Origin of the sequence: Streptomyces sp. NPDC088817, from assembly GCF_044750345.1 — a bacterium.
Taxonomy (GTDB): Bacteria; Actinomycetota; Actinomycetes; order Streptomycetales; family Streptomycetaceae; genus Streptomyces.
In genome coordinates this window covers 445,477-457,457 of record NZ_JBIVJN010000001.1, presented here as the reverse complement: position 1 = coordinate 457,457, position 11,981 = coordinate 445,477, and the positions used below count along the sequence as shown (strand labels likewise).

12 protein-coding genes are annotated in these 11,981 nt (G+C 73.5%); 3 read left to right on the top strand and 9 right to left on the bottom strand.

Annotation, left to right across the window (positions count from 1 at the left end):
* The first annotated feature begins 84 nt into the window (after positions 1-84).
* On the top strand, positions 85-552 hold the full coding sequence (locus tag ACIP4X_RS02100) for an RDD family protein (protein ID WP_401346218.1): 468 nt from the start codon (positions 85-87) through the stop codon (positions 550-552).
* 117 nt (positions 553-669) lie between these two features.
* On the opposite strand, the gene ACIP4X_RS02095 is transcribed toward ACIP4X_RS02100, so the two are convergent.
* The 4 genes from ACIP4X_RS02095 to lipB form a co-directional block, all read right to left on the bottom strand.
* On the bottom strand, positions 670-1,371 hold the full coding sequence (locus tag ACIP4X_RS02095) for a DUF4191 domain-containing protein (protein ID WP_358731023.1): 702 nt from the start codon (positions 1,369-1,371) through the stop codon (positions 670-672).
* Positions 1,372-1,474: 103 nt separating this feature from the next.
* A complete protein-coding gene (locus tag ACIP4X_RS02090) occupies positions 1,475-1,675 on the bottom strand; it encodes a hypothetical protein (RefSeq protein WP_358731024.1) in 201 nt (66 codons plus the stop codon).
* 273 nt (positions 1,676-1,948) lie between these two features.
* Complete coding sequence (gene lipA / locus ACIP4X_RS02085; RefSeq protein WP_100567150.1) at positions 1,949-2,914, bottom strand: lipoyl synthase; 966 nt, start codon at positions 2,912-2,914, stop codon at positions 1,949-1,951.
* A gap of 119 nt (positions 2,915-3,033) precedes the next feature.
* The gene (gene lipB, locus ACIP4X_RS02080; protein ID WP_358731026.1) at positions 3,034-3,834 is read right to left on the bottom strand and encodes a lipoyl(octanoyl) transferase LipB; all 801 of its coding nucleotides are present in this window, start codon (positions 3,832-3,834) and stop codon (positions 3,034-3,036) included.
* Positions 3,835-4,078: 244 nt separating this feature from the next.
* On the opposite strand from lipB, the gene ACIP4X_RS02075 reads away from it, so the two are divergent.
* Positions 4,079-5,572 (top strand): regulator, encoded by a 1,494-nt coding sequence (locus ACIP4X_RS02075; RefSeq protein ID WP_391453409.1) that lies wholly within the window; start codon positions 4,079-4,081, stop codon positions 5,570-5,572.
* Between the two features lie 251 nt (positions 5,573-5,823).
* Here the strand turns inward: ACIP4X_RS02075 and ACIP4X_RS02070 are convergent, their stop codons facing one another.
* Both ACIP4X_RS02070 and ACIP4X_RS02065 read right to left on the bottom strand, forming a co-directional pair.
* A complete protein-coding gene (locus tag ACIP4X_RS02070; RefSeq protein ID WP_401346213.1) occupies positions 5,824-7,263 on the bottom strand; it encodes an NAD(P)/FAD-dependent oxidoreductase in 1,440 nt (479 codons plus the stop codon).
* 203 nt (positions 7,264-7,466) lie between these two features.
* The gene (locus tag ACIP4X_RS02065) at positions 7,467-8,363 is read right to left on the bottom strand and encodes a TIGR01777 family oxidoreductase (RefSeq protein WP_358731031.1); all 897 of its coding nucleotides are present in this window, start codon (positions 8,361-8,363) and stop codon (positions 7,467-7,469) included.
* A 71-nt stretch (positions 8,364-8,434) separates the two neighbouring features.
* Here ACIP4X_RS02065 and ACIP4X_RS02060 point away from each other — a divergent pair, with 71 nt between their 5' ends.
* On the top strand, positions 8,435-8,923 hold the full coding sequence (locus ACIP4X_RS02060) for a GNAT family N-acetyltransferase (RefSeq protein WP_358731032.1): 489 nt from the start codon (positions 8,435-8,437) through the stop codon (positions 8,921-8,923).
* 31 nt (positions 8,924-8,954) lie between these two features.
* Here the strand turns inward: ACIP4X_RS02060 and ACIP4X_RS02055 are convergent, their stop codons facing one another.
* From ACIP4X_RS02055 to ACIP4X_RS02045, 3 genes are all read right to left on the bottom strand, one after another.
* Positions 8,955-10,139, bottom strand: coding sequence for a MarP family serine protease (locus ACIP4X_RS02055; protein ID WP_391453413.1), 1,185 nt, complete (start codon positions 10,137-10,139; stop codon positions 8,955-8,957).
* 228 nt (positions 10,140-10,367) lie between these two features.
* Entirely contained in the window at positions 10,368-10,886 is a 519-nt protein-coding gene (locus tag ACIP4X_RS02050; RefSeq protein WP_358731331.1) for a DUF4240 domain-containing protein, read from the bottom strand.
* A 57-nt stretch (positions 10,887-10,943) separates the two neighbouring features.
* Positions 10,944-11,930, bottom strand: a complete 987-nt coding sequence (locus ACIP4X_RS02045; RefSeq protein WP_401346211.1) for a helix-turn-helix transcriptional regulator — start codon at positions 11,928-11,930, stop codon at positions 10,944-10,946.
* Positions 11,931-11,981: the final 51 nt, after the last annotated feature.

Here is an 11,981-nt window from a genome sequence, read left to right as displayed (position 1 = left end):
TGAAGTTAACCGGCTCGGGTGGCGGTCACGGTCGCGGACACCCCGCCGACCCCTCTGATTCCAGCGTCGCAGTACGGTGGTCGGGTGGACAACAGGCAAGCAATGGGATCATGGCTGTCCGGCCCGCGAGCGGCCATGGAGGACGCCGGCGCGGACTTCGGCTACCGGGGACAGCAGCTCGGGCTGCCGGAGCAGGGGCCGGGTTCGATCGCGGGTCCGGGACGGCGGCTCGGCGCCCTGGCCGTCGACTGGGCGCTGTGCCTGTGGATCGCCTACGGCCTGATCACGCACGGCTACCACCAGGCCACCAGCAACTGGGCGCTGCTCATCTTCCTGGCGCTGGGCGTCCTCACCGTCGGCACGATCGGGTTCACGCCCGGCAAGCGTCTGTTCGGCCTGCGCGTGGTCGCCCTCGCCACCGGACGCGTCCAGCCGCTGCGCGTCCTGCTGCGCACGGTCCTGCTGTGCCTGGCCGTTCCCGCCCTGATCTGGGACCGCGACGGCCGCGGCCTGCACGACCGGCTGGCGGGCACGGTGGAGGTTCGCATCTAGATACGCAGATACGCGCGTATAGATGCGTGCGTACGACGAGAGGTGCTCCTACGACGGCGGGGGCGCCCGGAGTGGTCTCCGGGCGCCCCCGCCGTCGTAGGAGGTGTCTGCGCGGTGTCAGCGGGTCTTCGGGCCGCCCTTAGGCATCCGCATGCCCTTGGGCATCGGACCCTTCGGCACCGGCATGTTGCTCATCAGGTCGCCGAGGGCGCGCAGCCGGTCGTTGGTGGTGGTGACCTGCGGGCCGGTGAGCACGCGCGGGAACTTCAGCATCGTCGTGCGCAGCTTCTTCAGCGGGACCTGGCCCTCGCCCTCGCCCACGATCACGTCGTGCACCGGGACGTCCGCGACGATCCGGTTCATCTTCTTCTTCTCGGCGGCGAGCAGGGACTTCACCCGGTTCGGGTTGCCCTCGGCGACCAGCACGATGCCGGCCTTGCCGACCGCGCGGTGCACCACGTCCTGGCTGCGGTTCATGGCCACCGCAGGGGTGGTGGTCCAGCCGCGGCCCACGTTGTCCAGGACCGCCGCGGCGGCGCCCGGCTGGCCCTCCATCTGCCCGAACGCGGCGCGCTCGGCCCGGCGTCCGAAGATGATCGCCGTCGCGAGGAAGGCGAGCAGCAGGCCCAGGATGCCGAGGTAGACCGGGTGGCCGAGCGCGAAGCCGATCCCGAGAAGGACACCGAAGGTGATGATGAAGACACCCGCGAGTACCAGACCGATCTTGCTGTCGGCCTTGCGGGTCATCTTGTAGGTCAGAGCGATCTGCTTCAGTCGCCCGGGGTTGGCAGCCTCGGCTGCGTTGTCCTTCCTCGCCATGCCACGAAGTCTACGTGGCTCCCGGAGCGGCCCACGACGGCAGTGCCCGTACGGGCACCGGGCAGCAGGTGGGAAGGGGTGGGGGAGGGTGAGGGAGGAGCGGTCAGGGGCCGACGGCGGGGAACTGGTCGAGGACGCGCTGCGCCTCGACGCGGTCCTTGGCCCGGCGGCGGTCCTCCAGGACGGAGTTCCAGGCGTTGCGGCGGGCGGTGCGCTGGCCGCCGCTCATCAGCAGGGACTCGACCGCGCGCAGTGCGACGGTGAAGGACGGGATCGCGGTGGCGCGAACGTGCGCGGCCTGCATGGGAGGTCCCCCTCATGACGGCTCTTGTTGTACAGGGTGTGAGTCCAGGGTCACTGCTTGGTGTTACCAGGGCGTGACCGGGCGGTCAAACACCGATGAAGCCTCGCGGCCGGCGGTCCGAAAGGCTGACGCGGCCCTGTCCGAGGCGCTCATCTGCGGCGACGGTCAGGACCGCGTCGTATCGGCCACTACCGGGCAGTAGGTCCTTGTGCCCGATTTCACATACTCTCCGCCCCCCGGCGGGACGGGAGTGGTGACGGATGGTCAGGCGCGTCAGACCGCCTGGGCGGCGATGTACGTGCCCCGCTTCTCGACGGCCATCCGGTACAGCCGCCCGGCGCGGTAGGAGGACCGTACCAGCGGACCCGACATCACGCCCGAGAAGCCGATCTGCTCGGCCTCCTCCTTCAGCTCGACGAACTCCTGCGGCTTGACCCACCGCTCCACCGGGTGATGGCGCACCGAGGGACGCAGGTACTGGGTGATGGTGACCAGCTCGCAGCCCGCGTCGTGGAGTTGCTTGAGCGCCTCGACGACCTCCTCGCGGGTCTCGCCCATGCCGAGGATGAGGTTGGACTTGGTCACCAGGCCGAAGTCGCGGGCCTCGGTGATGACCTTCAGGGAACGCTCGTAGCGGAAGCCGGGGCGGATCCGCTTGAAGATCCGGGGCACCGTCTCGACGTTGTGCGCGAAGACCTCGGGGCGGGAGTCGAAGACCTCGGCCAGCTGCTCGGGGACGGCGTTGAAGTCGGGGGCGAGCAGTTCGACCTTCGTACGGCCGTCCTCGCGGTCCGCCGTCTGCTGGTGGATCTGGCGCACGGTCTCGGCGTACAGCCAGGCGCCGCCGTCCTCCAGGTCGTCGCGGGCGACGCCGGTGATGGTGGCGTAGTTGAGGTCCATGGTGACGACGGACTCGCCGACGCGGCGCGGCTCGTCGCGGTCCAGGGCCTCGGGCTTGCCGGTGTCGATCTGGCAGAAGTCGCAGCGCCGGGTGCACTGGTCGCCGCCGATGAGGAAGGTCGCCTCGCGGTCCTCCCAGCACTCGTAGATGTTCGGGCAGCCGGCTTCCTGGCAGACCGTGTGCAGGCCCTCGCTCTTCACGAGGTTCTGCATCTTGGTGTACTCGGGACCCATTTTCGCCCGGGTCTTGATCCACTCGGGCTTGCGCTCGATGGGGGTCTGGCTGTTGCGGACCTCCAGGCGCAGCATCTTGCGTCCGTCGGGTGCGACTGCGGACACGACCGGCTCCCTGTAGCTTCGATTCTTCGGCGTACACCAGGGTACGCCCGTGCTTGTTGCGCCCCGTCGGGGAGGCCAACCTGCGGGCCTGAGGGATCATTCCCCCCGGGCAGTCACGGTCAGGCGGTGGCGGCCCGCTCGATCTCCCGCGGCTTCAGGTCCGCGTTCTCCAGGACGTCCCGCAGGTGCCGCTCGACGACCGGCAGCACTTCCTCGATCGTGACGTCCCGGCCGAGCTCGGCCGCCAGCGAGGCGACGCCGGCGTCCCGGATCCCGCACGGGATGATCTTGTCGAACCACTTGTTGTCCGGGTTCACGTTCAGTGCGAAGCCGTGCATCGTGACGCCCTTGGCGACCCGGATCCCGATCGCCGCGATCTTGCGGTCCTCGCGGCGCTGGCCGGCGTTGGAGGGGGCGTACTCCGGGCCGTTCAGCCGGGGGTCGAACTCCTCGTCGGCCAGGCGCGGGTCGAAGTCCAGGGACAGCCCGCCCAGGGAGGGCCGCTGCTCCACCGGGTCGCCGAGCACCCAGACGCCGCTGCGTCCCTCGACGCGCGTGGTCTCCAGGCCGAAGTCCGCGCAGGAGCGGATCAGTGCCTCCTCCAGGCGGCGCACGTGGGCCACCACGTCCACCGGGCGGGGCAGCTTCTGGATCGGGTAGCCGACCAGCTGGCCCGGGCCGTGCCAGGTGATCTTGCCGCCGCGGTCCACGTCGATGACGGGCGTGCCGTCGAGCGGGCGCTCGCTGTCCTCGGTCCGCCGGCCGGCCGTGTAGACCGGGGGGTGCTCCAGAAGCAGCACGGTGTCGGGGACCTCGTCCGCGAACCGGGCGGCGTGCACCCGGCGCTGCTCGTCCCAGGCCTGGACGTAGTCCACGGCCTCGGTACCGAATCCCATGCGGACGAACCGCAGCTCGCTCACGGCGAACGCCTCCCTGGAAGGTCGTAAGGCACGAAACGTGCCCACGTCACTGTACGTCCGGCCGGACGGCGTCAGCCCCGCGGGCAATCCTCACACGATCGGATGAATGGTGGTCGAACTCTGCGGTCAGTTGCTCACTCTCCGCTACATTCGCGCCGTTCATGAGGCCATAAGGGCTGCTCACAGGCAATCCGGGCACCACGCGGCCGCGTGGCTGCCCGAGAGGCAGGAGACCGCACCGCAGATGACGGAACGACCCGCGCAGCGCACTCCCAACCGCCAGCTCGCCGCGCTCATCGCAGAAGCGGGATTCTCCAACGCGGGTCTGGCCCGTCGGGTCGACCAGCTCGGTCTCGAACACGGCCTGGACCTGAGATACGACAAGACCTCGGTCACCCGCTGGCTGCGCGGGCAGCAGCCGCGTGGGACCACGCCCGCCCTCATCGCGGAGGTCTTCACGCGGCGCCTGGGGCGCCGCCTGACGGCGCAGGACCTCGGTCTGGACGCGTGTGCCCCGGTGTACGCGGGGCTGGAGTTCGCGGCCACCCCGGACGAGGCCGTCGACATCGTCGGCGGGCTGTGGCGCAAGGACTGCGGCAGCCACGCCGAGCTGCGCAGGATCGCCTTCACCCCGGCGGGGCTCGTCGTGCCCAGCCGGGACTGGCTGATCGGCCGGCCCGACGACCGGGTGGCCCGCGCGGAGGCACCACCGGCCGTGCGGGTGCCCCTCCAGGGGCGCCCGGAGCGGCCCGGCCCCGTCGTGCCCGACCCGTCGGTGCCCGGCATGCCCCAGCAGCGCGTCCGGATCGAACGGGTCCCGGCCGGGCGGGAGCCGGGCCTGAAGGTCACCGGCGGCGACATCGCCGCCCTGCGCTCGGTCGGCGAGCTGTTCCGCACCCTCGACGACCTGTACGGCGGCGGCCACGCCCGCCAGGCGCTGGTGCGCTACCTGGAGCACGAGTGCGAGCCGATGCTGCGCGGCACCTACGGCGAGCAGACCGGCCGCCGGCTCTTCGGCGCCGCCGCCGACCTGACCCGGCTCGCCGGCTGGACGTCGTACGACATCGCCGCGCACGGGCTCGCCCAGCGCTACTTCGTGCAGGCGCTGCGGCTCGCCCAGGCCGCCGGGGACCGGCCCTACGGCGCCTATGTGCTGGTCACCATGAGCCGGCAGGCCGTCTACCTCGGGCACGGGCGGGAGGCCGTGCAGCTCGCGCGGGTCGCACAGCAGGGGCTCGGCGGCTCGGCCCCGCCCGCGGTGCAGGCGCTGCTGCACGCCGCCGAGGCGCGCGGGCACGGCGTGCTGGGCGAGGTGCGCGCCTGCACGGCGTCCCTGGTGCGTGCCGAACGCTCCCTGGAGGCGGCCCGGCCCGGGGACGAGGTGCCCTCCTGGGGCCGCTTCGACGAGGCCCAGCTCGCCGACGAGTCCGGGCACTGCCACCGGGACCTCCAGCAGTACCGCGCCGCCGCCCAGCACGCCGAGCGGGCCCTCCAGCTCCGCGCCCCGGCCCACGCCCGCAGCCGGCTGTTCTGCCGGGTGGTCCTGGCCACCGCCCGCCTGGGCCTCGGCGACCTGGACCAGGCCTGCCGCCTGGCGGCCGAGGCGGCGACCCAGGCCGCCGACATGCGCTCGGTGCGGGCGGTCGAGTACATCAAGGACTTCGAACGCCGCCTGGAGCCCTACAGGGACGCACCCCCGGCACGCGGCTACCGGGACAGGGTGGCGGCACTGGGCTGAGACCGGGGGACGGCGCCGGTGGTGCCGGGTCGAGGTCGGGTGCGGGGTGATGGCGCCGGGTTGAGGCCCGGGCTGGGTCGGCGGACCTGGGCTGCGCGGGGTGGGGCCGGCGTCCCGGGCCGCAGCCCGGGACGGGGTGTTGGCGTCCGGTTGGGGGCCAGGGCGGGTCGGTGGTGCTGGCGGCGGTCCGGGATCGGATGGTTGGGGTGAGGCCCGGCTGGGGTGCCGGGCCTCTTGGTTCCGGTGGGGGCTCAGGCGGCTGCTCGTGGGGTTGTCGGTGCCGGGTCCGCGTGGTGCATCGGGCGGCCGGCGCTCAGGTCGCCCAGGATGGCCGCCGCGGCCCGGTGGGCCGAGTGCAGCGCGCCCTGGACGGTGCTGGTGTCCCGGTGGTCGCCGCACACGTACAGGCCCGCCAGCAGCCGCACCGGGCGCCGCGGATCGTGCGGCGGGCGCATGGCGGGGACGGCGTCGGGGGTGTGGTGGACGGCGAGTGTCTCCCAGCGGGCCGTGGAGGTGCCGTAGAGGCGGGACAGATGGCGGCGCGCCGCCGTGTCGACGTCGGCCGGGGGCACGCCCAGGACCGTCGACGACACCAGGGCGCGCCCGGCGGGCGCGCGGGCGGGGTCGACGCGGCTGACCACCGACGTGTGCGCCACCGGACCGCCGCGGTCCGCGTCGAGCAGCAGGTACCCGCCCGTCTCCGGAGGTTCGTCGGTCGTGTGGTGGACCACCGTCACCGGGTGGAAGTCCGGCACGCGCAGCCCGGGCAGCAGCTCGGCCGCGGCGCGCGCGTCGGTGGCGACCAGCACGGCCCGGCAGCGGATCACGCCGTGCTCGGCGGTGGTCACCGCGGTCGTGGAGACCGAGGTGACCCGTACGCCGGTGTGCACGGTACCCGGCGGCAGGGTGCGCGCGAGCAGCTCCGGCAGGACCTCGGCCCCGCCCTCCGGCAGGCACAGCCGGCCGCTCACGAAGGAGTGCAGGGCGAGGTCCGCGCAGCGGCTGGACGTGGTGAGCTCCGGGTCGCACAGCAGGGCCGCGAGCAGCGGACGCAGGAAGCCGTCGACGGTACGGGCCGGCAGCCCGCGGGCGGCCAGCGCCTCCCGGGCGGTCGACTCCGGGCGCGACAGCAGCCGTTCGACCGGGGTGGCGGCGATCCGGCCGAGCGCGGTGCGCAGCCGCAGCGGCGCGCCGATCCCGCGGCGCCCGGAAGGCGGCCCCTCGAAGAAGGGCGCGGCGGACGAGCGGGGGACGGACGAGTCGGGAGCGGACGGCCGGGGAACGGCCGCCCGGGTCAGGGACGACGGCCGGGGCAGCGGCGGGCGGGGGGCGCTCGTCAGGGCGCGCACCACGTGAAGTGCGCTCCTCGCGCTCCCGCCGTGCGCCGGAGCACCCGCGCGGAAATGCCGTCCGTCGTTGTGCAGCAGGACCCCCGGCGCGAAGGGACGCAGCACGAGCGCGTCGAGCCCCGGGCTCAGGGCCAGTTGGGGGTAGGACGTGTTCAGCAGCTGTCCGATCCGGTCGAGCCGGAACCCGTCGACCTTCTCGGTCGACATGCGGCCGCCCACGTACGGGGCGGCCTCCAGTACCGCGGTCGTCACTCCGGCGCTGGTCAGCCGATGCGCTGCCGCGAGCCCGGCGACCCCGGCTCCCACGACGACGACGTCCGCCTGATACGCGGGCTCAAGCACGTGCCCCTCCTCGAGGTTGCGCGGCCGGTGGGGCGGAGATGCCCACGACCGGCGTCAGGAATACCCGAGTTCGCGTCGAGATTAGGGCCACGCACGGTCAGGGACAGTCGCGCATCGACAGGGCACGGTCGCACGGCGGTCGCACACGGTCGCAAGAGGTCGTGGATGCGATCGCAGGGTGGCACGGCGAGCGGTCACAGGCGTCACAGCGCCGCACGGACGGCGTCCTCGATCCCCGGAAAGGCGAACGAGAACCCCGACTCCAGCAGACGCTTCGGCACCACCCGCGCGCTGCCCAGCACATCGCCCGCCATCTCTCCGAGCACCGCGCGCAGCACCGGCGCCGGCACCGGGAACGGCGTCGGCCGGCCCAGCACCCGGCCCATGGCCGCCGTGATCTCACGGTTCGTCAGCGGCTGCGGCGCGGTGAGATTCACCGGCCCGGACAGGCTTCCGGTGTCCAGCAGATGGCGCAGCGCCGCCACCTCGTCGTGCAGCGCGATGAACGACCAGTACTGCCGCCCGTCTCCCATCCGCCCGCCCAACCCGGCCTTGAACAGCGGGAACAGCCGCCCCCACGCCCCGCCCTCACGGGCCACCACCAGCCCGGTGCGGGCGAACACCGTCCGGACGCCCGCCTCCCGCGCGGGATCTGCGGCCTGCTCCCACTCCACGCACAGCTCCGGCAGGAAACCCTCCCCGGGCGGCGCCTCCTCGTCGACGGCGCGCTCACCGGTGTCGCCGTAGTAGCCGATCGCGCTGCCGCCGACGAACACCCGTGGGGGAGCGTCCAGGGCGGCGACGGCCTCGGCGAGCGCCGCCGTGCCGAGCACCCGGCTGTCCCGGATCGTCTTCTTGTACTCCCGCGTCCACCTGCGGTCGCCCACCCCCGCGCCCGCCAGGTTCACCACCGCGTCGCATCCGGCGAGCCCCGCCGTGTCCACGTACCGGCCGGCGGGATCCCAGCGGACCTCGTCCGCGCCGCGGGCCGGACGGCGCACCAGGCGCACCACCTCGTGCCCGTCCGCGACCAGGGACCGCACCAGGGCACTGCCGATCAGACCGGACGCGCCGGCCACCGCGATTCGCGAACGTTCCATGCGCCCATCCTGCCCGCCGCGCCACGAAAATCCCGGCGGACAGGTCCGGCCCGCGCCGTAGAGTGACCGCCATGCCGGTACCCCTCATACGCCACGCCGTCCCCGACGACGAGGACGGTCTCGGCCGGCTCGACCGCCGGACCTGGTCCACGACGCACGCGGTCACCCCGGCCCCGCGCCGGCCCTACGACCCCTTCTTCACCCCCCGTTCGGGACCACGCGACCACCTGGTCGCCGAACTCGACGGCGGGCTGGTCGGGTACATCCGCCTCGGCTTCCCCACGGAGCTGGCGTCGAACGCGCACGTCCGGCAGATCCGCGGCCTCGCCGTGGCCGAGGACGCCCGCGGCAGCGGGGTGGGGCGCGCCCTGCTGCGTGCCGCCGTCGAGGAGGCCCGCCGCCGGGGCGCCCGCCGCATCACCCTGCGGGTGCTGGGCCACAACACCCCCGCGCGCAAGCTGTACGAGTCCGAGGGCTTCGTGGTGGAGGGTGTCCAGCGGGAGGAGTTCCACCTGGACGGCGCCTACGTCGACGACGTCTTCATGGGCCGCTTCCTGTGATCCGGGAGCCCTGAGCCGGGAGCCTTCGGGGTCACGAGGTCACCAGGCGGCCCGTGTCCACCGGGGCGGTCGCGTGGGCCGCGCTCCGCGCGTCCGGGGCGACCTCGGCCGCCGTCAGGACGTAGCCCGTCTCGTCGTCGGAGGTCGAGCGGGCGAAGACCACGCCGAACACCCGGCCGTCCGTGGTCAGCAGGGGACCGCCGGAGTTGCCGGGGCGGACCGTGGAGCGGATGGAGTAGATCTCCCGGGTGACCGTGCCACTGTTGTAGATGTTCTGGCCCGTCGCCCGGATCCGGTTGGCGACCGTCGCCGCCTGGAGGTTCAGGTCGCCGTCCTGCGGATAGCCGGCGACCACCGCCGAGTCCCCGCGCGCGGCGGTGTCGTCGAACCGGAGCACGGGGGCGTTCAGCCCGGGGACGTAGAGCACGGCCACGTCCCGGTGCGGGTCGAACAGCACCACCCGTGCCCGGTACGACCGCCCGACGCCGCCGATCCGTACGGCCGGGTCGTCGATGCCCGCCACCACGTGCGCGTTGGTCATCACACGCTCCGGCGCGAACACGAACCCGCTGCCCTCGCGGCCCTGGTTGCCCGCGGCGCCCTCGATCTTGACCGTGCTGAACCGGGCGGCGTTCGTCGCGTTCTCCGTGACGCTGTCCCCGGTGGGCCGGGCGACACCCGCCGCCGGCTCGTTCTCGAAGGGGTTGAAGACCTGGGGGAAGCCCGCCTCGGTCAGCGCGGAGGTGGCCCGCGAGAACCAGGCGGGGGTGGTGTCCGGCATCGCGTTCTGGACCGCGCCCAGGAGCCGGGAGTCGCGTATCGCCGTCGTCACCACCGGGGTGGAGGAGGCGGCCAGGACGCTCGCCGCCACCCAGGCCACGATCAGCACCGCCACCGTGTTGGCGGCGGCGCCCCCGATGCCGTCGGCCACCCGCAGCGGCCCGCGGTCCAGCTCGCGCCGCAGCCGCAGCGCCAGACGGCCCGCCAGCTCGTGCCCCACCACGGCCGGCACCAGCACCGTGAGCACGGCGGTGACCGTCGCCGTGGTCGTCCCGCGCGTGACGAACTCCATCACCCACGGCAGGATCCACACGCCGACGACGGCACCGCCCACGAACCCGGCCAGCGAGACACAGCCCGCCACGAGTCCCCGCCGGTAGCCGGACGCGGCGTAGACGAGGATCACCAGCACCAACAGCACGTCGAGCAGGTCCACTCAGGCCGCCTTTCTCCTCGGATCCCCACATACGCACGGGACGGGCCCAGTGATCAGCCACGCGCGCGTGGATCCGGGGACCGGCCACGTGTGCGTGTACCCACAGAAACGTCCTGGACCGGGACGATGGTTCCACCGGGTGGCAGAGCGCACATCGCGGACGGACCGGAACCGCCCGGCGGCGGCCGTCACGGCGGGCCCGCGGGCTTCCGGAGGTGCCTGGCGTGGCTATTCACGGAACCGGTCCCACAGCCTCGGATAGCGCAGGGCGAGCGCCCGGTCGTCCTCGAAGTCGACGGGGGTGCCCTCCGGCTCCGCCGGAGCGGGCGGGACGCCGAGGTCGGGGGCGACCGTGCCGGTGAGCTGCTCGTAGGCCTCGTCGGCCGCGTAGCCGAGTTCCTCGCCGTCGCCGTCGACCTCCTCGTCGAAGTCGTCCAGCAGCTCGGCGAGCGAGTCCGGGTCGTGCAGGGCGCCCTCGAAGACCTCCCGGCCCTGGCCGATCAGCCAGCACCGGAAGAAGTCGAACGCGTCGTCGCTGGCCCCGTCCAGGAGCACCCAGGCGGCGCCCCACAGATCCCAGCGGTAGGCCCGGTTGTACCGGGACTCGAAGTGACGGGCGAAGTCCAGGACCACCTCGGGGTCGCAGCCCAGCAGCCGTTCGACGAGCAGGTCGGCCTGCTCCTCCGGATCACCCTCGGCGGCCTCGCGGCAGCCGTCGATCAGCTCCCAGAACTCCGTCTCGTCCATCACGGCTTCAAGCATCGGGCCTCGCGCCGGGCGACGCACGCGGAGTGCACGGGGCCGTCAGGGGCGGTACAGCGCCGCCAGCCGCTCGGCATCGCGCGCGAAACGCCGCCGCAGCGCCTCGGGAGCCAGCACCTCGGCCTCCGGCCCGAGCGCCGTGAGCTGCTCGTGGGCGACCTCCTCGGACTCCACCGGCAGGGTCACCGTCACCCACCCGCGCCCGTCCGGGCCGGCCGCGGCCCCGACGGCCTCCAGCGCCGCCCGGGCCGGCACCGGCCCGACAGCGTGCGGCAGCCGCCGTACGCCCTCCTCGGACAGCCGCACCACCACCTCGGCGCGCAGCACGGACCGCGCGAACTGCGCCGCCCGCTCGTCCCAGAAGGCGGGCAGGTCGAAGCCGCCGTCCCGCTCGAAACGCGTCCCCGCGCCCGCGTCGACGGCCGTGAAACGGTCCACGCGGTACACCCGGAAGGAGCCGGGCCCCACGACCCGGGCGCACACGTACCACACGCCCGCCTTGAGCACGAGACCGTACGGCTCCAGCTCCCGTACGGCCTCCTCCTCGCCGCGCCGGTAGCGCGCGGTGATCCGCCGGTCGTCCCACACCGCCTCCGCGACCGCCGTCAGCAGCTCGGGTGTCCTCGGCTCGCGGAACCAGTCGGGCGCGTCCAGATGGAAGCGCTGCGCCGCCGTACGGGAGGCGTCGCGCAGGGAGGGCAGCAGGGCCGCGGACACCTTCAGCCGGGCGGCCGAGGCGGCGTCCTCGAGCCCCATCTCCCGCAGCGCCCCCGGCACACCGCTGAGGAACAGCGCCTCCGCCTCACCGCGGTCGAGGCCGGTCAGCCTGGTGCGGTAGCCGCCGACCAGCCGGTAGCCCCCGGCCCGCCCCCGGTCGGCGTACACCGGCACGCCCGCCTCCGACAGCGCCTGGGCGTCCCGGGTGACGGTCCGCTCCGACACCTCCAGCTCACGGGCGAGCTCGGCGGCGGTCATGACGGGCCGCGACTGGAGGAGCAGCACCATTCTGATCAGACGGGCGGCACGCATACGGCCATCATGCCGGGGCCGGCGGCGGACACCGGAACGACGAAGGGGCAC